This window comes from Paenibacillus agri, from assembly GCF_013359945.1.
In the GTDB taxonomy this organism is placed as follows: domain Bacteria; phylum Bacillota; class Bacilli; order Paenibacillales; family Paenibacillaceae; genus Paenibacillus_AQ; species Paenibacillus_AQ agri.
Genome location: NZ_JABWCS010000221.1, coordinates 1 through 24,986 on the forward strand (window position 1 = coordinate 1; position 24,986 = coordinate 24,986).

At 50.9% G+C, this 24,986-nt stretch carries 28 protein-coding genes; 24 read left to right on the plus strand and 4 right to left on the minus strand.

Features of this window, described 5'->3' with window-relative positions; all coding sequences use genetic code 11:
• Window positions 1–919: 919 nt before the first annotated feature.
• From HPT30_RS26630 to HPT30_RS30520, 6 genes are all read left to right on the plus strand, one after another.
• Window positions 920–1,627, plus strand: a complete 708-nt coding sequence (locus HPT30_RS26630) for a metal ABC transporter ATP-binding protein (protein WP_175374318.1) — start codon at window positions 920–922, stop codon at window positions 1,625–1,627.
• The gene (locus HPT30_RS26635; protein WP_066371985.1) at window positions 1,573–2,397 is read left to right on the plus strand and encodes a metal ABC transporter permease; all 825 of its coding nucleotides are present in this window, start codon (window positions 1,573–1,575) and stop codon (window positions 2,395–2,397) included. Before HPT30_RS26630 ends, HPT30_RS26635 begins: the two co-directional genes overlap by 55 nt.
• Window positions 2,398–2,474: 77 nt before the next feature.
• Entirely contained in the window at window positions 2,475–3,509 is a 1,035-nt protein-coding gene (locus tag HPT30_RS26640; RefSeq protein ID WP_175374319.1) for a metal ABC transporter substrate-binding protein, read from the plus strand.
• A 35-nt stretch (window positions 3,510–3,544) separates the two neighbouring features.
• Window positions 3,545–3,814 carry a 30S ribosomal protein S14 gene (gene rpsN, locus HPT30_RS26645; RefSeq protein ID WP_066371979.1) on the plus strand — a complete coding sequence of 90 codons (270 nt, stop codon included), beginning with the start codon at window positions 3,545–3,547 and terminating at the stop codon, window positions 3,812–3,814.
• 151 nt (window positions 3,815–3,965) lie between these two features.
• The gene (locus HPT30_RS30515) at window positions 3,966–4,244 is read left to right on the plus strand and encodes a DUF6157 family protein (RefSeq protein WP_281364544.1); all 279 of its coding nucleotides are present in this window, start codon (window positions 3,966–3,968) and stop codon (window positions 4,242–4,244) included.
• Window positions 4,234–4,395, plus strand: coding sequence for a DUF6157 family protein (locus HPT30_RS30520; protein WP_281364545.1), 162 nt, complete (start codon window positions 4,234–4,236; stop codon window positions 4,393–4,395). The genes HPT30_RS30515 and HPT30_RS30520 overlap by 11 nt, the downstream gene beginning before the upstream one ends.
• 203 nt (window positions 4,396–4,598) lie before the next feature.
• On the opposite strand, the gene HPT30_RS26655 is transcribed toward HPT30_RS30520, so the two are convergent.
• Both HPT30_RS26655 and HPT30_RS26660 read right to left on the minus strand, forming a co-directional pair.
• Window positions 4,599–5,402, minus strand: a complete 804-nt coding sequence (locus HPT30_RS26655; RefSeq protein ID WP_175374320.1) for an MBL fold metallo-hydrolase — start codon at window positions 5,400–5,402, stop codon at window positions 4,599–4,601.
• Window positions 5,403–5,575: 173 nt separating this feature from the next.
• The gene (locus HPT30_RS26660) at window positions 5,576–6,160 is read right to left on the minus strand and encodes a helix-turn-helix domain-containing protein (protein ID WP_175374321.1); all 585 of its coding nucleotides are present in this window, start codon (window positions 6,158–6,160) and stop codon (window positions 5,576–5,578) included.
• A gap of 372 nt (window positions 6,161–6,532) precedes the next feature.
• Here HPT30_RS26660 and HPT30_RS26665 point away from each other — a divergent pair, with 372 nt between their 5' ends.
• From HPT30_RS26665 to HPT30_RS26710, 10 genes are all read left to right on the plus strand, one after another.
• Window positions 6,533–6,820, plus strand: coding sequence for a Dabb family protein (locus HPT30_RS26665; RefSeq protein WP_066371957.1), 288 nt, complete (start codon window positions 6,533–6,535; stop codon window positions 6,818–6,820).
• A 359-nt stretch (window positions 6,821–7,179) separates the two neighbouring features.
• Window positions 7,180–7,620 (plus strand): DUF86 domain-containing protein, encoded by a 441-nt coding sequence (locus HPT30_RS26670; protein WP_175374322.1) that lies wholly within the window; start codon window positions 7,180–7,182, stop codon window positions 7,618–7,620.
• Between the two features lie 97 nt (window positions 7,621–7,717).
• Window positions 7,718–8,143 carry a hypothetical protein gene (locus tag HPT30_RS26675; protein WP_175374323.1) on the plus strand — a complete coding sequence of 142 codons (426 nt, stop codon included), beginning with the start codon at window positions 7,718–7,720 and terminating at the stop codon, window positions 8,141–8,143.
• 59 nt (window positions 8,144–8,202) lie between these two features.
• On the plus strand, window positions 8,203–8,793 hold the full coding sequence (locus HPT30_RS26680) for a YtxH domain-containing protein (protein ID WP_175374324.1): 591 nt from the start codon (window positions 8,203–8,205) through the stop codon (window positions 8,791–8,793).
• Window positions 8,794–9,047: 254 nt separating this feature from the next.
• Window positions 9,048–9,854 (plus strand): glutamate racemase, encoded by an 807-nt coding sequence (racE, locus tag HPT30_RS26685; RefSeq protein ID WP_312876378.1) that lies wholly within the window; start codon window positions 9,048–9,050, stop codon window positions 9,852–9,854.
• A gap of 270 nt (window positions 9,855–10,124) precedes the next feature.
• Window positions 10,125–11,339 carry a M14 family metallopeptidase gene (locus HPT30_RS26690; protein ID WP_175374326.1) on the plus strand — a complete coding sequence of 405 codons (1,215 nt, stop codon included), beginning with the start codon at window positions 10,125–10,127 and terminating at the stop codon, window positions 11,337–11,339.
• A 111-nt stretch (window positions 11,340–11,450) separates the two neighbouring features.
• A complete protein-coding gene (locus HPT30_RS26695; protein ID WP_175374327.1) occupies window positions 11,451–11,693 on the plus strand; it encodes a hypothetical protein in 243 nt (80 codons plus the stop codon).
• Window positions 11,694–11,830: 137 nt separating this feature from the next.
• Window positions 11,831–12,133, plus strand: a complete 303-nt coding sequence (locus HPT30_RS26700) for a HesB/IscA family protein (RefSeq protein ID WP_175374328.1) — start codon at window positions 11,831–11,833, stop codon at window positions 12,131–12,133.
• A gap of 41 nt (window positions 12,134–12,174) precedes the next feature.
• Entirely contained in the window at window positions 12,175–12,414 is a 240-nt protein-coding gene (locus HPT30_RS26705; protein ID WP_066371926.1) for a YuzB family protein, read from the plus strand.
• Between the two features lie 219 nt (window positions 12,415–12,633).
• On the plus strand, window positions 12,634–13,458 hold the full coding sequence (locus tag HPT30_RS26710; protein ID WP_175374329.1) for an aldo/keto reductase: 825 nt from the start codon (window positions 12,634–12,636) through the stop codon (window positions 13,456–13,458).
• Window positions 13,459–13,614: 156 nt separating this feature from the next.
• Here HPT30_RS26710 and HPT30_RS26715 read toward each other — a convergent pair whose 3' ends face one another.
• A complete protein-coding gene (locus HPT30_RS26715; RefSeq protein WP_175374330.1) occupies window positions 13,615–14,754 on the minus strand; it encodes a THUMP domain-containing class I SAM-dependent RNA methyltransferase in 1,140 nt (379 codons plus the stop codon).
• Between the two features lie 168 nt (window positions 14,755–14,922).
• On the opposite strand from HPT30_RS26715, the gene HPT30_RS26720 reads away from it, so the two are divergent.
• A complete protein-coding gene (locus tag HPT30_RS26720; protein ID WP_175374331.1) occupies window positions 14,923–15,555 on the plus strand; it encodes an O-methyltransferase in 633 nt (210 codons plus the stop codon).
• 2 nt (window positions 15,556–15,557) lie between these two features.
• On the opposite strand, the gene HPT30_RS26725 is transcribed toward HPT30_RS26720, so the two are convergent.
• A complete protein-coding gene (locus tag HPT30_RS26725) occupies window positions 15,558–16,778 on the minus strand; it encodes an MFS transporter (protein ID WP_175374332.1) in 1,221 nt (406 codons plus the stop codon).
• A 226-nt stretch (window positions 16,779–17,004) separates the two neighbouring features.
• Between HPT30_RS26725 and hemE the strand changes: the two genes are divergently transcribed.
• The 7 genes from hemE to HPT30_RS26760 all read left to right on the plus strand — a co-directional run bounded on the left by hemE (window position 17,005) and on the right by HPT30_RS26760 (window position 24,973).
• The gene (gene hemE / locus HPT30_RS26730) at window positions 17,005–18,057 is read left to right on the plus strand and encodes a uroporphyrinogen decarboxylase (protein ID WP_175374333.1); all 1,053 of its coding nucleotides are present in this window, start codon (window positions 17,005–17,007) and stop codon (window positions 18,055–18,057) included.
• Window positions 18,058–18,104: 47 nt separating this feature from the next.
• Window positions 18,105–19,061, plus strand: coding sequence for a ferrochelatase (hemH, locus tag HPT30_RS26735; RefSeq protein ID WP_175374334.1), 957 nt, complete (start codon window positions 18,105–18,107; stop codon window positions 19,059–19,061).
• Window positions 19,058–20,485 (plus strand): protoporphyrinogen oxidase, encoded by a 1,428-nt coding sequence (gene hemG, locus HPT30_RS26740; protein WP_175374335.1) that lies wholly within the window; start codon window positions 19,058–19,060, stop codon window positions 20,483–20,485. The genes hemH and hemG overlap by 4 nt, the downstream gene beginning before the upstream one ends.
• Window positions 20,486–21,139: 654 nt before the next feature.
• Window positions 21,140–22,657 (plus strand): CapA family protein, encoded by a 1,518-nt coding sequence (locus HPT30_RS26745; protein ID WP_175374336.1) that lies wholly within the window; start codon window positions 21,140–21,142, stop codon window positions 22,655–22,657.
• 78 nt (window positions 22,658–22,735) lie between these two features.
• Entirely contained in the window at window positions 22,736–23,467 is a 732-nt protein-coding gene (locus HPT30_RS26750; RefSeq protein ID WP_175374337.1) for a glycerophosphodiester phosphodiesterase, read from the plus strand.
• Window positions 23,468–23,508: 41 nt separating this feature from the next.
• On the plus strand, window positions 23,509–24,132 hold the full coding sequence (locus HPT30_RS26755; protein ID WP_175374338.1) for a fumarylacetoacetate hydrolase family protein: 624 nt from the start codon (window positions 23,509–23,511) through the stop codon (window positions 24,130–24,132).
• Window positions 24,133–24,169: 37 nt separating this feature from the next.
• Window positions 24,170–24,973 (plus strand): DUF92 domain-containing protein, encoded by an 804-nt coding sequence (locus HPT30_RS26760; RefSeq protein ID WP_175374339.1) that lies wholly within the window; start codon window positions 24,170–24,172, stop codon window positions 24,971–24,973.
• Window positions 24,974–24,986: the final 13 nt, after the last annotated feature.

Here is a 24,986-nt window from a genome sequence, read left to right on the forward strand (position 1 = left end):
CCCGTAACCCGGTAACCCCGTAACCCCGTAACCCGGTAACCCCGTAACCCCGTAACCCCGTAACCCCGTAACCCCGTAACCCCGTAACCCCGTAACCCCGTAACCCCGTAACCCACCAACCCTGTCCCCGTCTTCGTAACCATGAGAAATAGCTATACCTCATCAATTAAGAGCATTTTTGTACCTTAATTTCCTTAAAAACAGGCAAATGAAGGAAATAAGAGCAATATTGTACCTTATTTTTGGAAAAGTGCCCTGAAAAGCCGATTTTGAGAGATTTAACATACAAAAATGCACTTAATTCCCATTCGCCGTTGATTGCAGAGTATTTAAGGTACAAAAATGCACTTAATTACACTTCGAAAACCCACCATTCTCCAAAATATCATCCTAATTGCATAAAACTCTCATTTTAGGCTTTGCTTTTAATATGTTCTTTAAGTTAAGGCATCATAGTGAGGGGTTAATCGTTGTTTTTACGACTTATTTTATAATAACGGTTTACAAATCGTAATTATTACGATATTATCGTAAAAGTTAAACGTAATAATTACGATTATGTCGGTACAATTGGTATTCAATTCGTTATTCAATTCGTTATTCAATTCGTCAGTTCGATTCGTCAGTTCGATTCGTAGTTCGATTCGTAGTTCGATTCGTAGTTCGATTCGTCAGTTCGATTCGTCAGTTCGATTCGTCAGTTCGATTCGTCAGTTCGATTCGTCAGTTCAATTCGTCAGTTCGATTCGTCAGTTCGATTCGTAGTTCGATTCGTCAGTTCGATTCGTCAGTTCGATTCGTCAGTTCGTTCGTTAGTTCGATTCGTTAGTTTGATTCGTCAGTTCGATTACGTTAGTCCAATATGTCGGCTGCATTTTATTGATTCAGAAAAGCAATTCAGAGGGGAAGTTGCACTACCATGATTTTGTCATCTATGCAGAATGTTGTGTTCGGCTATGGGAATGAGCCTGTGATCGACCATATTTCGCTAGACATTCATAGCGGAGAGTTCATTGGGATTACCGGGCCGAATGGTGCGGCCAAGACGACGCTGCTTAAACTAATGCTCGGTCTGCTCCGTCCCTGGAGCGGTACGGTGACGCTGAATAAAGAATGGGCCGGGAACAGGGGCTTGCGTATCGGCTATGTTCCCCAGCAGGTAGCCTCCTTTAATGCCGGGTTTCCGAGCAAGGTGATCGAACTGGTCCGTTCGGGCTGCTACCAACGATTGGGCCTGTTCCGGCGATTCACTGCTGAGCAGGAAGACATTGTGAAGCGCAGTCTGGAACAGGTGGACATGTGGGAGTATCGGAACCGCCGGATCGGCGAGCTGTCCGGAGGGCAGAAGCAGCGAATCTGCATCGCCCGCGCACTGGCCCAGGAACCACAGGTTCTGGTACTTGATGAACCGGCTACCGGTATGGATTTGGAGAGCCGCATAGGTCTGTACCGGCTCATGCGCCATTATGTCAGCAAGCATGGACGGACGGTGATCATGGTTACGCACGGTCTGGAAGAGACGAGCCCCTACCTGGACACTGTCATCAGCTTGGAGCGAAAGGAGAATGAGGGCTGGAAATGCTTGGTTACGAATTCATGCAGCGCGCATTTTGGGCCGGAGGCCTGATAGGCATCATCGGTCCGCTGCTCGGTGTTTACCTGATGCTCCGTCGTCAGGTGCTGATGGCGGACACGCTATCACATGTCTCCCTGGCGGGGGTTGCGCTGGGCTCAGTGTTACACCTTAATCCGGCACTTAGCGGCTTTGCCGTGGCCGTCATTGGCGGCCTTGTCATTGAGCAGCTCCGCCGCTCATACCGTACATACAGCGAGCTTCCGGTGGCCATTATTATGACCTCAGGTCTGGCGCTGGCAGTTGTACTAATGAGTCTGAAGCAGAATTTGAGCAAGAGCTTCAGCTCTTATCTATTCGGGTCCATTGTGGCCGTCAGTGACACTCAGCTGCGGATTATTGCGGTGGTGGCGGCTGTGGGTCTTGTATTCTTCATCGTGCTGCGCAGGCCGCTCTATAACCTGACCTTTGATGAGGAGACAGCGGCCATTGGCGGTGTGCATGTTGGTTTGTTATCCTTCTCTTTCGCTGTACTGACTGGAATGACGGTTGCTGCAGCGATGCCGGTGGTTGGCGTTCTGCTGGTCTCTGCATTGATCGTGCTTCCAGCTTCCATTGCGCTCAGAATTGCCTCCGGTTTCACTGCTGCGGTTCTAATTGCGATCGGCACGGGTCTGACCGGTGTTTTCAGCGGTTTGACGGCTTCCTATTATATCAACACTCCGCCCGGCGGCACGATTGCACTGATCTTGCTGGTCTTCCTTCTAATGGCGATTGCTATACAGAAGCTGATCCGGCGCCGGAATCGAAAGAAGCATTCATAGTTCATAGTTCATAGTTCAGAGTTCAGAGTTCATAAATCATAACAATCTTTGTTCAAGAAAAGGAGTCCACGTTCATTATGAAATTTAGTATCCGTCATCTAGCTGTTCTGTCTCTGTCCTCTCTGTTGATTGCTGCGGGCTGCGGCAATAACAATGCTTCTAACAATACAGGGTCTTCTGCTAATGCATCTGCCACGGCTACAGCTGAAGCGCCTACTGCGCCTGCATCCCATAAGCTGAACATTAAAGTCAGCTTCTATCCGATGTATGAGTTCACGAAAAATATTACAGGTGATCTCGCCGATGTAGAAGCCCTCATCCCGCCGGGTATTGAGCCGCATGACTGGGAGCCAACGGCACAGGATATGGCCCAAATCACAAAGGCCGATGTGTTGGTCTATAACGGTGCGGGCATGGAGAACTGGGTGGATCAGGTGCTGGACAGTGCTTCTGGCAGCAAGCTAGTAGCCGTCGAGGCCAGCAAGGGGCTTGATATTATGGAGGGGGCAGCAGAGGAAGAAGATGAGCATGAACATTCCCATGAGCATGCCAATAAAGAAGGAGAAGATCATCATCATGATCATGGCGGGCTAGATCCTCACGTTTGGCTGGACCCAGCTTTGGCGGTCAAAGAAGTGCGGAACATTGAAGCCGCGCTGGCAGCTGCTGCCCCGGAGCACGCGGAAGCTTTTAAAGCCAATGCCGATGTCTACATCTCTAAGCTGGAAGCCTTGGACCAGGAATTCCGGGAAGCTACCAAAGAGGTCAAGCGCAAGGACTTCATCACCCAGCATGCGGCCTTTGGTTATCTTGCTAAGGAATACGGCCTAACCCAGGTGCCGATTGCCGGACTGTCCCCTGAAGAAGAGCCTTCTGCGGCAAAAATGGCCGAGATCGTGGAATTTGCCAAAACGCATAACGTGAAGACGATCTTTTTTGAAACCTTAGTGTCCTCTAGTGTAGCAGATACCATTGCTAAAGAAATTGGAGCCAAAACTGCGGTGCTCAATCCGATTGAAGGTCTCACTGAAGAGGACCGCAGCCATAATCTCGATTATCTGGGCATCATGCGCCAGAACCTGGAAGCGCTGAAAATAGCGCTGAACGAATAAGGAAGATAAACAACTATTGAAAGGGTGAACGATACATGGCGAAAAAATCGAAAGTAGTTAAAGAGTTGAAACGACAGGAAATCGTGGCTAAATACGCGGAGAAACGAAGAGAGCTGAAGGCTAAAGGTGATTATCTGGGCCTGCAAAAGCTGCCGCGTGATTCCTCTGCCACCCGCCTCAAGAACAGATGTGAGGTCTCCGGCAGACCGCGTGGTTATTTGAGCAAATTCAAAGTCTCGCGGATTGTCTTCCGCGAACTGGCACTGAAGGGCCAAATCCCCGGCATAACCAAATCAAGTTGGTAACTAGTTGTTACCTCCGAAATTAAGGTATATTCTTATCAGAAATGGCGGTTCCCTGAAAGGGGGATGCGCCTTTTTGCTATGGTTTGAAGGAAGTGTGAATTATATAATAGAAGAAATATGATTGCATGTCATATTCAAAAGGCGTTCAAGTTTGAGCTATACCGATACGTTCATCTGTGTTGCCGAAGATTGTCCAGTGGAGACCGGCATTCCTCCCGTATCTTCCCGTCTGCTGCCGTCAGCGCATGTAATCCAGTACGAGCTTCTCTCCAGTGAGCCCTATGCCTATACTCATGAGGAGCTGCTTTATGAGGTTCACGTACGTCACGAACAGGTTCCTTTGGAAGATCGCACAGATCGTCGTGAAGAGATTTGGAAGGAGCTGTTTTCAAAAAAAACACCCATGCCTGCGAGCCTCCATGCTTCCTAAGAAATATGGCTGGGGCGTCCATTTCAATAGCGCGGGCAAAATCGCAATCTACGGCAAGGAATCTCCTGAATACGACGATTTCATCTCCGGCGGGCAGGATGTGAAGTTACTTCTAGCCATGCGCAGCAAACGTTCTTCGGTACGCACTTAAAATGAAGCTAAGCACGAACTTATGAACGAACATGAACACGAAGCTCGCTCCCGTGCCAGCTTGCGCGCGCCCGGCGTAGCCAAGGCCGCGGAGCTGTCACACGCGCTCACAGCTGCGGGCGAAACAAACATAGCCAAGAAAAAACAGGGCAGTCGCCGGCCACTACATAGCGGTCAGATCCTGCCCTGTTTTCTGTCATTCAACTAAACGTACTTCCCTTGCCCTGGCACGGCCAATTCCTTGAAGTAACGGCACAAGTGCGCTATCTGCTGAGAGAGTTCTATGCCATGCATAGGAGCTCCATGTCCGCTCAGCACGATCTGCGGGTCCAGCAGACCCAGTTGACGGACCGACTTCTCGGCGTCTTCCCAGTCTGTAGTGAAATAAGCAGGAGGGCCATGGACCTCCTGATCCTGCTTGATCACGTGAAACGCAGACTCTTGCTTAACAGTCAGAAAAGCATCTCCGGCGATCAGGACCTTGTCGTTGTCACGGAACAGGGAGATATGTCCCGGACTATGGCCGGGACTGTGTACCCATCTCCATTCGCTGGTACCGGGAATGCTGCCATCCGCCGGCAATGGAACCACACGGGTTCCAAGGTCAATGCCGCGGTAAGGATACAGCGGTGCAGCCATGGACATGAGGCCACCTCCAACGGCGGGATCGGCAGGGGGATAGTCCTCTTTTCCCGTCAGATAAGGAAGCTCCAGCGGGTGTGCATAGACCGGAACATCCCATACTTCGAGGAGTTCCTTGAGGCCCCCTACATGATCGAAATGCCCGTGCGTCAAAATAATGGCGCGCGGGGGCTTGCCGAAGCGTTCCATGGCGGTATTGTGAACACTCCCGGCATACATACCAAGGCCTGTATCCACCAGTATCCAGTCCGATGGGTTAAGCTCTATAAAAGCAACATTCACAAACAATGTACGGAGTCCAATAACCCGGGGAGCTACTTCCCAAAGCTCCGTGTGCCCGGAAGCCAGCATACCGCTAAAGTTCATAGTGCGCCTCCTGATTCTTTTTTTCGAGTTAGAGCCGGTACTTTGCCTTAGCATTGCCCTAATGTATCCAAAATAAAGAGAGAACGGCAAAAAAACCTTTCATTGTTCATGCAGGGCATGACAAGAAAGGTCCTGAGTTATTGGTTGTGTCCTTGCCTATGTAAACGGGTTGCTTATTCCGGTTCACAATCGGCGAATAAAATATTCCGGGGAATCCGGAAGAACGCTTCCGCCTTCTCCTGCAGGGCCGGGCTAGGCAGATGACTGAAATGCAGCCATTTGCGGAACGTGCCGGGATGGACACCGATCCAGATGCTGACGTCTGTGACGGAAAGATCATAGACCATGCAAAGTCCGGTCAGAATCGTGTTGCTGGAAGGGGAATGGGACGACGTTCGTTTCATGTACCGGGAAGGTGTTGGCTGGCATAGAATCGGACTTTGCCGCAGCAGAGCTTCGTTGAACAGGACATGGGGCGGATACCCTAGAAAACGGCAGACCTTCTCTAAGTTTTTGCGGGAAGGAATACGGCCTTCGTATACCCAAGCGCTAACGCTGCGCGAAGAAACGGGAAGCTCTTCCGCTAGACGTGACAGCTTGATGTCTTTAGCCATCAGGATGGCGAGCAGGACCCGGTTGCGGATCTGGCTGCGCTGAGGACGACGGAATCTTTTCACCCGAACGCCTTGTCCAAGATATTTGCGGTTGATCAGAGACCACGCCTGGATATTATGAGAGTCTGGTTGATTATTAGGCATACTTCCTCCGATGTTTAAGTTAGCTCCGAAACGCTTGGATTACATTGAAATATCACCGTGTCGGAGGCTATAAGAGTAGTAAAAAATGCATTGAATGGAATGACATACATTTAGCTGTTGAATAGGCCATGCATCGCAGTCCCGCCAAATAATTCCGCTTATGGAATGAACCATAGTGATTCAGCATCTGGAGAGCTTTTTAGCCTTCTATGACTTTAACATTTCAATAATGGTTTCGTCTAGATGAAATGAGGGCATGGAACTTTTTGACTTGATTCCTCTTATCATGACCTCTTTGCTTTCGGAACTACGGGTCTTATGATATATTTTTAATATTCAACGAACAATTAATAGAGACAGGGAGCGAATAGCATGATCAAGCATATTGTGTTTTTTAAATTGAAAGACCGGTCGGCAGAAAGTGTGGAGGCAACAGCTGTCGTATTACGGAATATGGAAGGAAAAATCCCACAGCTGCTTTCAATTGAGGTCGGCACCGATATCATTCATTCCGAACGCTCCTTTGATCTGGCGCTTGTAACGACTGTGGCTTCTCTGGAGGATTTGCAAGCCTATCAAGTTCATCCGGCGCACAAAGAGGTTATTGCCCATATCAATGAGGTTAAAGAACTGTCCATAGCTGTAGATTACGAGCTGTAAGATTAGCAGGTCTGTAAGTGTAACGTACACTACAATCTACCGGAAAGCGGTGAAGGCATGCGTGAGCTGGAATATCCGATGGAAGCGTTAACTTATTTGGTTGTATTTCTTGCGGCTTGCTTTATTATGTTCTTCTGGCTGAAACGCCGCGGCCGGCGGAGCAAGTAGAATACTTGGGGCGTAAGATCTCTGGAAAGACTCCGAAAGGAGTTTTTCTTTTAAAATGAATCAATTTCATCATGCGGATTTATATGTTCTACGCTATACATCATCCTTATATTTCTAGCTGAACGGATACCGTCCCTTAGAGGACGGCAAAGCCGTTTCTACTTGACTATAACCGATATGGAGGGCTTGCTGTGTATTATGTCAACCGAAAACAGATCGAAACCATTCTGGGGCAGATTCCCGATATTAACTTCGGCCTGCGCACGGCCGCAGATTCCTGGGACGGAGGAACACTGCTTGGTCTTGTACAGGAACGCAGTCTTCACCTGGCCATCGAGGTCGTCACAGATGTCGGAAGCTGCTTGATTGACGGATTCATTATGCGCGATGCAGGAAGCTATGAAGATATTATTTCCATTATCCATGAGGAGAAGGTTTTCGGTGAAGACGGGTTGTTCGACACGCTGATCCGGTTGGTTGGGCTGCGTAAACCGCTGGTTCAAGATTATTTTGCTTGGGAACGCAGTGAGCTACACCCGCTGACGCAAGAATTGCCTCAGGCGCTTGAACGGTTCGCAGCAGAGGTACACCAGTATCTGGACCAGGAACTGGGAGCCGAAGTATTGAAGTGAAAAAAAGTTGAGCCAGTCAGTCACAGGACGAACTCCCTCTGCTTATGATAAAGCAGAAATAGGCACTTGCCCGGTAGGGCGGGGAGGAGGAGAAGCCATGGACGGCTGGCTGGCTGCGGTTCTGGTGACTGGGATAGGTATTCTGGCCACTGCTGCCTTGCTATTGACCGTATCTGTCATGAAGACCTTGGTTGCGCTGCGTGAGACGGTGAGCCAACTTGCGCTTGTCGGCACCTCACTTGCTGCTGACACTGCGGAGACTCTGCAGCGTACAGCGGCTACAGCGGAGACTGCCGAAGCAAGACTAAGGGAATTGGAGCCGCTTGCGTCAGGGCTGGCTTGCGTCGGAGAATCTTTGAACGAGGCTGGGGAACAGTTGAAGACGCTCAGCCGCAAGACAGCAGCTTCTGCGAACCATGCACTAGAGCGGGCCCGGGAGCGTAATGAGCCAGGACTGGATCATGCTCTGCGTGCACTAGATGCGGGTCTGACCCTCTGGACAGCCTGGAACAAGCGCAAGTAGCCCGGACACATCTTGTTCGGAACCGGAGGACATCTTAAATTAAAAGGAGAGATCACACGATGAAAAAAGATTCGAAAAACTTGCTGTGGGGTATTGTTGCAGGAAGTGTCATCGGTTCGGTAACCGCCCTGCTCTTTGCCCCTAAGCCAGGGAAAGAGCTGCGGAAGGATATTGCTGATGGCGCATCGGCTACACTGGAGAAGAGTAAAGAACTGGCTACACAGGTAGGCGATAAAAGTACGGAATTGTACGGAAAAGCAAAAGATGCTGTAGGCAATGTGGTGCACGAGGTACGGGAATGGAGTAAACAGTATACCGAAGCGGATGAAGAGGAGAAACTTGCAGTCAGCGAAAGTATTACTGTTATTGAGGATACTAAAGAAGCTGCAGATGCTGTCGGTGGTGTAGATGCCGCAGACGCAATAATTGCTGAAGAAGCAGTAGAAGCAGTAGAAGCAGTAGAAGCAGTAGAAGCAGTAGAAGCAGTAGAAGCAGTAGAAGTTGAAGAGGCTGTAATCACGGCTGTTGTTGCCGATGAAGTTGCCGCAGCTTCAGAGACAGACAGTGTTGCTACAGAGGCTGAAGCTGTCTCCAAGGACGGTAGTGAGTCCACCGTTACCAATGAAACCGGAAACAACGAAGTGGTATAACTAAAGACGGCTTAATAACCTATAGATAGTCTGGAATCAAAAGGTTTATATCTTTAAGCAGAGCCGGTTTCCGCAGGGAGCGGAGAGCGGCTTTTCTGTGTCCGTAGCACGCAGGAATGATCGATTACTTCGATAAACTGTCTTGAACTACAGCAGGAAAAGGAGTAATATCTGCAATTGGGGTAACAGATAGGTACCTTTTGTTTTCGCCTTACATAAGCTACACAAAACAAGTAGAAGGAAGCGGTGTGTTCGTGCAGCAAGCTATTGCAATATTGGATTCAGGTGTGGGAGGATTGACGGTTGCCAAGGAAGTGATGAGACAGCTCCCAAGGGAGAAAATCATTTATTTCGGAGACACTGCCAGAGCCCCGTACGGACCCCGTTCGACCGAGCAAGTGAAGTTGTTCACCGAGCAAATCGTGGACTATTTGATTCAATTCAATCCTAAAATGATCGTCATCGCCTGTAACACAGCCACGGCGGCGGCACTTGATTATATCTCGGCCAAAGTTACCATTCCAGTGATCGGTGTCATTCATCCGGGTGCCCGGGCAGCGATCAGTGTCACCAAGAGCGGTCAGGTCGGTGTAATCGGTACCGTTGGAACGATTGGAAGCGGAGCGTACACGGCTGCGCTGCAGCAGTTGTCTCCGTATGTGCAGGTAGTCAGCCAAGCATGCCCGACTCTGGTCCCGCTTGTGGAGCAGGGGATGTTCCGTTCGAATGAAAGCCAGGAGGTTGTGGGCCAGGCGCTGGAAGGCATTAGGCACAGTAATATTGATACGTTGATTCTAGGCTGCACTCATTATCCTTTTTTAGTGGAACCTATCGGACGGACGATGGGAGCGGGCGTCAAGCTGATCAGCTCAGCCGATGAGACGGCCCGGGAAGTTAGCACCATTCTATATGACAAAGGCAAGCTGGCCAGTGGAGACGAGAGTCCCATCCACCAATTTTTTTGCAGCGGGGATGCAGAGATGTTCCAGAAAATCGCCCGTGACTGGCTGGGAGAGCAGATCAAGCGCACACCGGTCGTATGGCAGGTGTCCACGCTGTAGTTATGTTTGCTGCAGTTTGGAACAGGGACAACCTTCAGGAGGCATGAATCGGTCGACAACTAAAAACGGGTATCGCCTACTTGAGGTGATACCCGTTTTTTCATATCGTATGCCGAAGGCGGCTGCACGAAGTTTCCCGGTGTCCTCATGTGGGACAGCTGGGGCTGCATACAATAGAACAGAGGGCTGTGTCCTGCTGTTATCCAGGCTACGCGCCGGGTGAACACCTTCAGCGGGCAACGGCAAATGATGGCCGAAAGGATGAGGCATATGCAGCAATACATTGCACGCAGGGGAGATACCGTAAGCCGAATTGCCGCCATGCATGGACTAACGCCGGAACATGTCATTCAAGGTAACCCGTGGGCATCCAGACAGCCATACCTGTATCCCGGACAGATTCTGTTTCTCCCTTCCGCACCCCGCAGAAGGTATGCAGTACAGGAAGAGGATCATGAAGAGAAAATATCGACCTTGTTCGGAGTCAGCCCGGAGGCGCTGGAGCAGTTGAATCCCGGCTTCCTATCCGGGCGCTGTTGTATCCCGGGCAAAGTATTGGTGATTCCTGCACCGGAACCGCAGCGCATTGTCTATCTGCGCGGAGAGTACGGCCCAACCGAGTTAGGGGCAGATATTGACCGATTGGTGGAGCGTTATCCCTTCATCGTGAAGGAGACGATCGGTAGCAGTGTGCTGGGCAAGCCTCTGCAGCTGCTCCGGCTCGGAGCAGGGCCTCGCCATCTGCATGTCAATGCGGCACTGCATGCGAATGAATGGCTAACCTCGCCTTGTCTGATGGCATTTCTGGAGGAATATGCGGCCGCTTATGCCGAAGGACGGCAGTGGAACGGCCACCGTCCCGCTGAGTGGTTCAAAGAATGGACGATATGGGCGGTGCCCATGGCTAATCCGGACGGGGTTGAATTAGTGCAAGAGGGGGTCTTACCAAGTCATCCTTATTATGATCAGCTGATGGAATGGAATGGCGGACGGCGCAGCTTCCGCCATTGGAAGGCCAACATCCGGGGGGTGGATCTAGGCGATCAGTTTCCGGCCCACTGGGAAGAGGAAGCGGCGCGCCGGGGTACCTTGGGCCCGGGGCCACGCGATTATGGTGGCAGCGCCCCACTCAGCGAGCCAGAAGCTGTGGCACTGGTGACAGTAGCAGAGCAGGTGCCAGGGCATGCTGCGGTGTCACTCCACAGTCAGGGAGCGGAGATCTACTGGAACTACCGGGGCTATGAGCCCCCGGCCAGCAAGGCCCTCGCAGCTAAGCTGGCTGCAGCCAGCGGTTATCGGGCCGTGCATTTGACGGGCAGCGATGCTGGCTACAAGGACTGGTTCATTCAGCGATTCCGCCGGCCGGGCTTTACGGTGGAACTGGGCATCGGCAAGAATCCGCTGCCGCTGGGTGATTTTGAGGATATGGCACTGGAAACCGGGCTGATCCTGGGAAGTATTTTGTCAGATGTGAAATCATACTGAAACATTTTCAGCAAATTTGAGTAATATATGTTGTAGGGTATGGCCGCTGTTCAAACTACCTGCGGCTGTATCCTTTTTATATGGGATTTGGACAACATGGAGGGACATCCGATGAAATGGAGAAGATGGTTTTCGCTTAAGATGTGGTCCCAGATCTTCCGTGCTTCCTGGCGATACATTGTATCTTCTCGGGTCACATTGGGGGACAAGCTGTTATTTACGATTCCTGTGCTGTTGTATTGGGTGCTACCGGATGTTATGCCATTTGTGCCTATCGATGATATCGGGGTAACGATGCTGCTGGCCGGCTGGTTCGTATCCAGAATGGATCGCAAATATCCTGAACTCCGGTAGCGGAAGATGAATGTTCAGACTATTTCAGCATCCGGAAGACGTGTCTATTTTGTCAATATGGTTGCTTTTAGCAGCTTAGTTCCTTTAAAATAGATTATTGAGTATTTAAACTATAGATGCTGGGAGATGGATTGCAGATGAACGTCAAAATTACCCGCAATGCGGCTAAAGTCATAAAGAAGCAGATTGAGCTGGAAGGCAACAGTGAACTGAAACTGCGCGTTGCGATTACGCATGCCCATGGCGACCATGCCCACTACGGCCTGGATTTGGACACGCCTAAAGAAAATGATGTTGTGGTTTCTACAGACAAGGAAATTGACGTGATTCTGGAAGCAGGACAGCCGCTACTTGACGGCGTTAAGATTGACTATCTGTATTTCCCGGAAGAAGGCTTTGTCATCACTAATCCGTCTAAAGGAAATCACGGCGATCACTAAGCATTCGCCCCGGATTTTCAGACATAAAGAAGGGTTGCTCCATGGCTAACGATATACGAGTATGCGACAAGTGTAATTTTACCAGTCTCAAAAGCATTGTGCCTAAGCTGCAGAAGATGGCGCCAGATGCCGAGATAAAGATCGGCTGCAAGTCCTACTGCGGACCTTGCGGCAAACGGGCATTCGTCTTTATTAACGGACGCTATATCAGCGCTCCGACAGAAGATGAAGTACTGAAGAAAGTGGAATCTTTCGTCAAGCGGCCCGTTGCCCAGCAATAATAATATGACGCACATCCGGCCGCCGCTGCATTTTGCAGGGCGGTTTTTGTGAAAATATAAGAGTGTATATGTTTTACGCTATAAATCATCCTTATTTTCTCGTTGAAACGGATACCGCCCCTTGGAGGGCGGTAAAGCCGTTTCTACTTGAGTGAGATTATGATGCTATAATAGCAGCGTTGTTAGAAATCCGACTATTTCAGAGGGGGGAAGACCGGTATGAAGCATATTACTGATGTAACGATATTGAACAATGGAATAGCGATGCCTTGGTTTGGAATTGGCACTTACAAAGCAGAAGGTGAAGAGGTCGCCAAGGCGGTGACTGCGGCGCTGGAGCTGGGTTACCGGAGTATTGATACCGCTGCGGTCTATGGAAATGAGGAAGAGGTCGGACGGGCCATTGCGTCAAGCGGTGTATCGCGTGACAGTCTTTTTGTAACAACAAAGGTATGGAACACAGATCAGGGCTACGATACTACACTGAAAGCCTTTGATCTAAGCAGTCGCAAGCTGGGGCTGGAGATTATTGATCTTTATCTGATACACTGGCCGGGCCAAGATAAATATAAAGATACATGGCGTGCGCTGGAACGGCTCTACGAGGAAGGGCGGGTACGGGCGATCGGGGTAAGCAATTTTCAGATTCACCATCTGCAGGAATTGATGAAAGAGAGCTCAATTGTACCTGCTGTTAATCAGGTGGAACTGCATCCTCGCTTCATACAGAAGGAACTGCATGATTTCTGCAAGCTTCAGCAGATACAGATCGAAGCCTGGGCGCCGTTGATGAAAGGCAGACTTCAGGACAATGAACTGCTCGCGGAGATTGCGGCAAGACATGGGAAAACAGTGCCGCAGGTGATTTTGCGCTGGGGTCTGCAAAATGAAATTGTCATTATTCCTAAGTCGGTGACGGTATCCAGAATTAAGGAAAATAGTGAAATCTTCAATTTTGAATTGTCCCGGGAAGAACTGAACGCGATTACTGGGTTGGATGCCGACGAACGAATCGGAACGAACCCGGATAAGCTCTTTTTCTAGATCGCTTCTACAGAACAAGTATAAACAAACAGCCTTAATACGTGTGATTTACACGCCTTTAAGGCTGTTTTATTGCGGTGGAGAATGCAGGAAAATGAGCAGAACCATTAAAAAACGGACATTCTCCTTGGCAGGAGAGTGTCCGTTGCTCGTTATTTACTGTGGCTTGCGCGGCGGCAATGGGCCTAGATATTGATAATACTGGCATTCAATGCGCCCGTTATAGAGCTTGCGGCGTTTATCGGCTTTACGGCCGTAATATTGCTCGAATTCTTTGTAAGGGCTGATGGCGAAGAAGGACCAGGTTGGCAGATAGACCATCATCTCGCCGAATTGGCGGGTCAGCTTCTCTACTTCCTTATCACTGCTTATCCGTTCACCGTAAGGCGGGTTGGTGATAATACAGCCGTACTCTCCGTGTGGTCTGACCTTTGCGGCAGCCTGAACGGTAAAAGTAATCTCACCGGACAGTCCCGCACTTTTGGCCGCAGCTTCGGCAATCTCAATGGCCTCAGGATCAATATCGCTACCGAACAGCTGCAGCGGGTAATCATCACGCACTGCGTCGAAGGCTTCCTCGCGGGCTTCTTCCCAGAGGGACTTCGGAATGACCGGCCAATGCTCGGAAGGGAAAGAGCGGCGTAGGCCCGGGGCGATGTTCCAAGCGATCATCGCGGCTTCAATCAGAATGGTACCGGAACCGCAGCACGGATCATATAGCGGACGACTGCCGTTCCAGCGGCTGAGCTGCAGCAGCGCTGCCGCCATCGTCTCCTTGATCGGAGCTTCGGTAGCATGTCTGCGGTAGCCGCGCTTATGTAGCGCCGGTCCTGTCGTATCCAGCGTGATTAAGGCGATATCGTTCAGCAGAATCACCTCAATGACATAACGTGGCCCATTTTCTGGGAACCAATCGGTCTCGTACGACTGCTTCATTTTCTCGACAATCGCTTTCTTGACGATACCCTGGCAAGCAGGGACACTTGTCAGCTGTGATTTATGGGAACGGCCTTCCACAGGGAATTCTCCATGTTCGGGGATCCAGTCGGCCCAAGGCAGTGCCTTGACGCCTTCGAACAACTGATCGAAGGTGGACGCCGGGAACTGACCCATCTTGACCAGAACACGGTCGGAGGTGCGTAGCCACAAATTGCAGCGGCAGATGTCGATGTAATCTCCGCTGAACAGGACTCGTCCGTTCTCGATTGTGGTCTCATAGCCCAGTTGGTTCAGTTCGCGGGCCACGACGGCCTCCAGGCCCATCGGTGCCGTAGCGATTAATTGTAATTTGCTCAAAAAGGTCTCAACTCCATTTAACTTGTAGATAAATACATAAAGCCAGTACAATCAAGTATAGGGGAATGCGCGGCAGTTCACAATGACCGTCACTCCGTAAAAAATAAACAATACACTTACCGGACTCTCTTAAGGAGATATCGGCAAGTCGATCAAAGGAGATTATACATGCTTAATCAGGAAGAATACAGTGAACAGCTATATACAGAAGATCAATTGCTGCTGGATGTCAAAACAGCGATCGTCGCCGCAGGGATGCCGGAGGTTTCCATTGCTCCGGGTTATGGACGGCTGCTGGGCATGCTCGTTAGCATCTCCCGGTCATCGCGGATTCTGGAGATCGGCGCACTTGGCGGTTACAGCGGGATCTGCCTGTCCCGCGGGCTGGCGCCTGGCGGCAAGCTGACTTCGCTGGAACTAAAGGCCGAATATGCCGAGCTGGCGCGTGGTCATCTGGAACAGGCCGGTTTCGGGTCCGAAGCAGTAGAGTACAGAGTAGGACCGGCCCTTGACAGTCTCAAGCAGCTGGAGGCTGAGGGGGCCACATTCGATTTCTTTTTCATCGATGCGGATAAGGAGAATTACCCGAACTATCTGGAATATGCCATCCGGCTGGCACAGCCGGGAGCAATTATTGCCGGGGATAACATCTTCCTGCGCGGTCGTACGCTGAACACCGAGAAGAACGGACCTGCCGTGCAGGCCATGCGTCGTTTCAATGAAATGATCGCCAGTGATGACCGGCTGACCAGCACACTGCTGCCTGCTTACGACGGGTTGGCCCTGGCAGTCGTTAAATAGCGTCAACGGAACAGCCGCGGGGTGGTATGTTTATACAATCTAATCCGCACCCAGAACATATTGATCAGGAGCAGACTGCCTGAAATGATGAAAAGTCCCTCGATCCCGATATACCCGGACAGGAAGCCGCCGATCATAGCACCCAGCATATTGCCAAGGGCTAGAGTGCTGCTGTTGAAGCCAAAGGCGCGGCTTTCCTTGCCGTCAGGCGTGTACGTACGGATAAGAGCGTTGACACTGGGCAGCAGTCCGCCCATGAACACACCCATCAGAAAGCGGATGATGATCAGTTGCCATACAGTCGTTACAAAAGCCTGCGGGATCAGGAACACAGCGGCTCCGATCAAGGCATAAGTTAGAATGCGATGCGCTCCAATTTTGTCACTTAGCTTGCCCAGGACAGGAGACGCCAGCATATTCGATACGCCAGTGACCGCGCTGACCATACCGGCCCAAAAGGCGATGTTGACGGCAGTTCCATTCAGCTTCTCTACATACAAAGGCAGCAGCGTCATGGGACTGATCATGGCGAACTGCAGCAGGAACGTAATACCGAACAAAGCAGGCAATTGAGGAACCTTCGTGAGCTCCTTCAAGCCAGCCAGCACCGAAATCTGCGGTACATGTGCGGCTTCCTGCCGGTCGAACTTTTCTTTAACAAGGAAGAGTGCCAGTAATGAGGCGATAAAGAGCAATGCGCCTACGACATAAAAAATCGGGCGGAATCCAATCCAGTCGGCCAGCAGACCACCGATCAGCGGCCCCAGAATAGTACCCGCCACCGAACCGGACTGCATGAGGCCCATCGCAAAGCCCATGCGGTTCTTCGGCGTTGTGCCGGAGACGAGAGCGATGGAGGCGGGATTGAACCCGGAAATCGTACCGTTCAACAGGCGCAGTAGCAGCAGCTGCATTGGGGTCTGGGCAAAGCCCATCAGCACGATGACAATCGCCATGCCGAAGCTGGAGCGCAGCAGCATGATTTTGCGTCCGTATTTGTCGGCCAGCTTGCCCCAAAGGGGCTGAAACAGAAACGAGGTCAGGAAATTGGCGGCAAAAATAAGGCCGGCCCAGATTCCGATCGAATGTTCGCCCTGCACGCCAAGATCCTTGGCAAGGTACAGTGTCAGAAATGGTGTGATCATCGTCATGCCTGCGTTGACCAGAAATTGTCCAAACCAAAGCACCATGAGATTGACTTTCCAAGTCTCCCAATTCTTCAAAGTGCTTCACTTCCTTTCAGGGAAATCATAGGAATAAAAATTCACGAAAAATTGACATTCTATCAGTATATCACATTTTTCGACATCTCCGGTGCAACACTTGTCATAGTAATGTCATAGGATTGTCATTCGGCTGGGGGTGTGGCGGTTGTTACATCCCTGCAAAAAGGGCATAATAGGTAATATGTGAATTTTTGATTTTATTAAATCTTATGGAGATATTATCATGACCTACAATGATACTTTTATCCGTGCCTGCAGGAAGCAGAACACGGAACACGTTCCCGTATGGTACATGCGGCAGGCCGGTCGTTATGATCCCGACTACCGTAAAATCAAGGAGAAATATTCGCTCCTCGAGATCTGCAGACAGCCCGAGCTGGCCGCGGAAGTTACTATGATGCCTGTGAAGAAGCTGGGTGTGGACGCAGCGATTTTATATTCGGATATTATGAATCCTGTGGCTTCCATCGGGGTGGACTTTGACATTGTCAAAAACATCGGGCCGGTGATCGAGAATCCGATCCGCAGCGCAGCTGATGTGGACAAGCTGAAGCCGATTGACATTGAGGGCGACCTAAGCCACATTTTGGAAACGATCTCTATTTTGGAGAAGGAACTGGATGTGCCTTTGATCACGTTTGCTGGTGCACCTTTTACGATTGCCAGTTATTTAATTGAAGGCAGACCGTCCAAGAGCTATATCCGTACTAAAGAGATGATGTACAGTGAGCCCCAGGTATGGGAAAAGCTGATGAACAAACTGGGCGATATGGTCATTGCTTATTTGCGCAGTCATGTCCGTAGCGGTGGCAAGGCGTTCCAGTTGTTTGACAGCTGGGTAGGCTCCTTGGCGCCTCGGGATTTCGAGATCTATGTGCTGCCGACGATTCAGCGCATTTTTGCCGAGTTGTCCGATTTGGACGTACCGAAAATTTATTTCCCGGGCGTGAGCTCGGGTGAATTGCTGCCAAGCCTTCAAGGCCTTCAAGCTGATGTCATCGGCCTGGACTGGCGGGTAAGTCTGACCGAAGGACGGCGTAGACTGGGCGGCAAGTTCTCAGTACAAGGTAATCTGGACCCTTACCTGCTGACCGCGCCAATGGATCTGCTCAAGGAGCGGGCCAAAGACCTGATTGATGAAGGTGTGCTGGAGCCGGGTTATGTATTCAACCTGGGTCATGGCTTATTCCCCGAGGCTTCACTGGACAAGCTAAGGGAATTGACAGAATATATTCACGAGTATTCGGCCGGTGTATTGGCGGGAGCTGGCAAATAACGTTCCCGAACAACCGGATCTAAAACTTACTAAAGGGGATGGAAAACGTGACAACAAAAATTGGTGTTTTAGTCATGTCGTACGGCACTCCTGAAAGCCTGGATAATGTAGAAGCTTACTATACGCATATTCGTCGCGGCAATGCTCCGTCAGCAGAACAGCTCAAAGAACTGAAGGATCGTTACGAAGCGATTGTCGGTGGTGTATTTCCACTGAGAGAGAACACGGACCGTCAGGTTGAGGCGTTGGAGGCCAAGTTGAACGAGGATAAAGGCGGGCGCGATCTGGAATTCGTCTGTTACCAGGGTTTGAAGCATGCCCGTCCGTTTATTGAGGATGGCGTGGAAGCGATGGCGAAGGCAGGCATTACACAAGCTGTAGGGATTGTGCTGGCGCCCCACTATTCGGTTATGAGTGTAGGTACCTATATCAAGCGGGCACAGGCTAAGGCTGAGGAATGCGGCGTTAACATGTCGTTCGTCGAGAGTTACCATATGCATCCTGAACTTATAGATGTGCTGAGCCGGAGAGTGACAGCCAAGATGGATCAGTATGTGGAGGCGGGGGCGGCACGTGACGAGATCCGTGTTCTGTTCAGCGCTCATAGCTTGCCGGAACGCATCCTGGCCATGGGTGATCCGTATGTTGACCAGTTGATGGAGACATCCAAGGCCATCGCGGACAAAGCAGGTGTGGCTTCATGGCAATTCACATGGCAAAGTGCAGGGCGCACGGCTGAGCCTTGGCTGGGCCCGGATATCCTTGACACATTACGCGATCTCAGCAAGGAACAGGTGGAATACGTGCTGTCTGCACCAATCGGTTTCGTGTCTGATCATTTGGAGGTCTTGTATGACCTTGATATCGAAGCAACGGCAATCGCTGCCGAGCTGGATATGCGTTTTACGCGGACTGAATCGCTGAACAGCGATCCGGCTTACATGTCTGTTCTGAGCGATGTCGTATTAAGCCAGGTGAACCAGATGAAGGTGACCCAGCCATGACCGCTTCCCCCAGGAAGATCGTCATTATCGGCGGAGGCCTGAGCGGCCTCAGCGCCGCTTTTTATGTGCGCAAGTTCTATAAAGAGGCTGGGGTAATCCCCGATATCGTATTGATCGAAAAGGATAAGACGTTAGGCGGCAAGATTGAGACCTTGCACCGGGATGGCTTCGTCATCGAGAAAGGCCCGGATTCCTTCCTGGCCCGCAAAACGGCGATGAGCGATCTGGCAAAGGAACTGGAGCTTGACCATGAACTGGTTACCACCAATCCCAATGCCAAGAAAACCTACATCTTGCAACGTGGCAAGCTTCATCCAATGCCGGCGGGCCTGGTGCTCGGTATTCCTACAGAGATTGGACCGTTTCTGAAAAGCGGGCTCGTATCCTTCAGCGGTAAGGCTCGGGCAATGATGGACTTTATCCTCCCGCCAAAGCGCAGCAAAGAGGATGAATCCCTTGGGTCGCTAATTGAGCGCCGGCTTGGAACAGAGGTCCTGGAGAACATGACCGAGCCACTGCTTGCCGGGATTTATGCGGGGGACATGCGCAAGATCAGCCTGCAGGCGACCTTTCCGCAGTTCGGCGATGTGGAGCGGCAGTACGGCAGCCTGATTCGCGGGATGACCACTGGGCGCAAGCCGGCTGAGACGCATACCGGAACTAAGAAAAGTGCCTTTTTGACCTTCACCAAGGGACTACAGAGCCTCGTGCACGGATTGATTCATGAACTGCATGATGTGGAGCAGCGCACAGAAGTTGCAGCAGCTTCCATTAAAGTACATAGTGGGTCTGATCGTACTCACCGCTATGAAATTGTGTTAGATAACGGTGAGAGTTTGCAAGCGGATGATATATACGTAACGACGCAAAATTTTGCCGCTGCAGAACTGCTGCGTCCGCATGTCGATGTATCAGCACTGGATGCAGTGAACTATGTCTCCGTGGCAAATGTGGTCATGGCATTCAATAAGCAAGATACAGTCGGCGAGTATGATGGTTCCGGCTTTCTCGTTCCGCGTAAGGAAGGTCGTAACATTACGGCGTGTACCTGGACTTCATCCAAATGGCTGCATACCAGCCCTGATGACAAGGTTCTGCTGCGGTGCTATGTCGGACGTTCCGGTGATGAACAGAATGTAGAGCTGCCCGACGACGCATTGGCAGAACTGGTACGCAAGGATCTGCGTGAGATCATGGGCATTACTGCGAAGCCTCTGTTTACAGAAATCACCCGTCTGCGGCATTCGATGCCGCAATACCCGGTAGGCCATCCGGCCGCGATTGCCCGGCTTCGTAGTGAGATGGCAGAGAGTCTACCCGGGGTGTATGCTTTCGGTGCTGGATATGACGGTATTGGCATGCCGGACTGCATCAAGCAGGCCAAGCTTTTGGCCGAAGCCGCTGCGGGTGCTTTGAAGGAATAGTTGGTTTGCCTGCCCGACTAACAGCATTTTTGTATCCTATATTTCCTTAGAATAGGCAAATAAGAGGAATAAAAACATTTTTGTATCTTATTTTCCGAAAAATACGCTTAAAGGGGTTATTCTGCAGGATTTAAGGTACAATATTGTCCTTAATTTCCATCAACCCCTTGTAGCAGCGTGTTTAAGGTACAAAAATGTCGTTAATCACATTTTGTTGGTATAACCTATCTTTTTTCTTTATTTGTTATTTTGATAAATTCTATATTTATATAGAATTTGAGAAAGGTGAGGCGTACTTCTAACGCCTCACCTTTTTTTTGAACCTTAATTAAGCTCCTCTCTAAAAATCAGATGTTGACATTACGCGGGCGTTTGAGCGGAGGATCGGAGGGATTCTGGAGAAACGTTAGTGTTCACCTTTAAAGCCGGATTTCAACCTAGGTTTGTTTATGCAATCAAGAAATCGGGCTTTAACAGTGATCGTAAGAACCCACCGCACTGTAGCGATCGATTGAAGCATCAACCGCTGATTTTGGTTTTGAGCTTCAAAGCAGCCCTATTAAATGCAATTGGCAATTCTACCATTTGCGGGGACAAGCCCGTGATATGGTATAATAGAAACAATTTTAAACACAAAGGAGAACCATTGTACCCATGTATTCGCCGCGATCAAGCGCCAGACGTAAAGATAAACCGAACAGACGTCGTCGTAGAACCATCTGGGCTTGGATTAATGTAATTTTACTATTGATGATTACCGCCGCATTGACTTATGGTTTTACCAGCGAACATGGTTATAGATCTTCCTCACCGCCTCTAGTGGCACAGGCTACTGACTCCCCTTCCCCGGATCCGGCGGTGCAGGAGAGTGACCCGCCGGCCTCGCCGAACAATGAAGACGAAGCGGCAGTCACACCCGAAGTTACGGCAACACCAGAAGTAACGCCAGAACCTGAAGTAACAGCAACACCTGAGGTAACGGCAATAGTGGCACCAACGGCAACACCGATACCGGGCAGCACCCCGGAAGACGCTTCAGGTGCCGGGGATACCAACGGTAAGGCTGGAGGGCAGGCTTCCACAGGGGACAGTTCCTCACCTACTGACACCGGAGGGAAGAACGGAACTGACAGTAAGACCCCTTCTGACAACAAGACGGGAGATGCGCAGGGCAAAGACAGTAATTTCATTGCAGGACTGCCTGAAGGCCTGGCAGGGGAACGTACGGTTAAGATGAGTTTTGCCGGGGATGTGATCTTCTCCGGCAAAGCTGGAGAACTGCTCAAGCAGAAAGGTTATGATTATTCGTATTCCGCGCTCGGCGGAATGTTCAAGAAGGATGATCTTACCGTGGTGAACCTGGAGACACCGATCACGACCAGGGGAGTTGGCGCTCAGAATAAACAATTTGTATTCAAAGGTGCGCCTGAAGCACTGGACGCTCTGAAGGCAGCTGGCATTGACGCTGTGAATCTCGCTAATAACCATACCCTGGATCAGGGACAGGAGGGCCTTAGAGATACAATGGCTCACCTGGATAAGCGAGGTATTCCCCATGTCGGTGCAGGCCTCAATAGCAAGGAGGCGTATAGCGCGCAATATTTTGAACGCAATGGTATCAAGATCGCGCTGCTGGGATTCACACGGGTGATGCCGGTCATGGATTGGAAGGCGGGGCCGAACACTCCGGGTGTCGCCTCTGTCTACGATAGTGCAGAAGGACTTCAAGCAATTGCTGCTGCCAAGAAGAAGGCGGACCTGGTGGTTGTAGTTGTGCACTGGGGTAAGGAACGTGTGGATCAATATGACAGTGTTCAGCAGAAGCTGGGCCATAGCTTTATAGATGCGGGAGCGGATCTCGTCATTGGCGGACATCCCCATGTGCTGCAGGGCATAGAGCCTTACAAAGGCAAATGGATTGCCTACAGCACGGGTAATTTTATTTTCACCAAAGGCTCCATCCCCACTACCTGGGAGACAGCGGTTTTTCAGGCTGAGTGTAATATCAAAGGGCAATGCTCGATGCAACTCAAACCGATGGATGCTGAGCTGGCCCGCCCTGTCCCAATGAATGATGTGGCAGGAGGTATTCTCCTGAAGCGAATCGAGTCCTTGTCTTCCGGTCTTGTGCGGATTGGTGCTGACGGCAAAGTGACTCAGAAGGTAAAATAATAAATGCTAAGCGCGGAACTGGAAAAATTGCATAAATAGCGGTCGCTTGCAGATGTGAATGGTTAGAGGGGGATAAGGATGAAGAACCCTTGTGTGGCGCACCGGGGATTTTCCGGTAAGGCACCGGAGAATACGCTGGCCGCTGTTCGGATGGCGCTAGAGCTCCCCTTTGTGCGCTGGATGGAGATTGATGTTCAGCTATCACGGGACGGCGTACCGGTGGTCATTCATGATTACACTCTGGATCGGACCACCAACGGGCACGGTAAGGTCAGGGAGATGAACTGGGAGGGGATTCGTCGGCTGGATGCTGGCGGCTGGAAAGGAAGGGCTTTTCGTGGCGAGAAAGTACCTTCGCTGGATGAAGTGCTGGCGCTGGTGTCGGGCAAGCTACGCCTGAACATTGAGCTCAAAACCGTAAACGATATGTACCCCGGTCTTGAGCAGGCGGTCATCGATCAGGTTAACGCCCGCAATATGCGCGATGAGGTTGTCCTGACTTCGTTTGATCATGGGGCATTGCAGAGAATCAAGGCGCTGGACCCCCGTTTCAGAACGGGGCTGATCTATGATTCCAGGTCGGGTGACCCGGTCTCGAAGTTGCAGGAGCTGCAATGTTCCTTCCTTTCCATCCGCTTTTCACGACTGAATCCGCTTATGGCCAGCCTGCTGGCGGAGCAAGGTATCCAGGTGATGGCCTGGACAGTGAATAAAGCACGGGAGATGCGTCGCTTGGCAGCCATGCATTCTGATATAATGATTTGTACGAACCGTCCTGATCTATGGGGCGATACGTTCATTGGAAAATAAATGAATTTAACAATCAACAGGAAAGAGAGCTGAATTTATCCATGTGCGCGGCTATAAATAATCTGTATTGTGTCGGACGAAATTACTTGCTACATGCAGAAGAACTGGGCAACAAGGTCCCGGCTGAGCCGCTGATCTTTCTGAAGCCCTCTCATGCGGCAGTTCCTCTTGATAAAGCCATTATCCAGCTTCCGAAGGATGCCGGTCAGGTTCATTTTGAAGGCGAGCTTGTCCTGCGTATCGCACGTGATTATGTGCCGGGAATGAGTGTGGAGGAACTGGTGGATGTGATGGCCTTGGGACTGGACTTCACGTTGCGTGATGTGCAGAATGACCTGAAGAAGAAAGGTCTGCCGTGGACTGCAGCCAAGGGCTTCAAGAATTCGGCTCCATTGACCCCGTATATTGCTTTTCCCGACCAGGATGAGCTGGAGGCTACGGATTTTGTGATTTTGAAAAATGGTGATGAAGTGCAGCGCGGCAACGTGAAGGATATGATTTTCTCCCTCCAGAAAATCGTTGACTTTATTGCTGCCCGCTACGGGCTGGGCAAAAATGATCTAATCTTCACCGGAACCCCTGCGGGTGTAGGACCAGCAGTCACTGGTGATTCCTTTGAATTATATTGGGGAGAAAGGCTGCTCGGCACCTGCCTGATCGGCTAGTGCGGGAAGCAACCCTATCGTGGCAGGAGTTGAAATCATGCAGCTTATAATCGGGGCCTGTGGTGCTCTGCTGGTCGCCGGAGCCGCGTATTGGAGACAGTCGCTGAGCCTCTCGGGTATGCTGGCGGCAGTGCTGATGGGCACGATTTATTTTGGAGCAGGCAACGCATTCTGGTTTGGCGTTCTGCTGTTATTCTTTATTACCTCAAGCTTGCTGTCCAAGCTTAAGCACGATAACAAGGCAGAGCTGGAAGAGACGTATGCCAAGACGGGCCGCCGCGATGCCGGGCAGGTATTCGCCAATGGCGGGATCGGCATGCTGGTTGTGCTGCTGAATGCCTTGTATCCGCTGGAACTGTGGAGCTTTCTGTTCATCGGCGTAATGGCTACCGTAACCTCGGATACTTGGGCTACAGAGATTGGCACGCTTAGCAAAAAGCAGCCACGCTCCGTGCTCACGGGCAAAGTGCTGCCTGCAGGTGCCTCTGGCGGAGTGTCGCTCTTGGGAACACTGGCGGCTGGTGCCGGGGGTGTCCTGATCGGTGCAGGCTCATGGCTGCTTCAGAAGGGTGCCGGAATGGCGGATCAGGCTTTCTGGACGCTGGTGCTAGCCGGGCTGTTAGGCGGGCTTGCAGGAGCTTTTGCCGACTCGTTCCTCGGTGCAACTGTACAGCAGATGAATCGCTGCACAGTCTGCGGCCGTGAGGTAGAGAGTCCGCAGCACTGCGGCGTTCCTGCCGTACACGCCCGTGGTTGGCGCTGGATGACCAATGATGCAGTTAATGCCATCAGCTCGGCGGTTGGCGGGATCGTGGCTCTGCTGGTTGGACTTGCCTGGTGAATATACAGTAAGG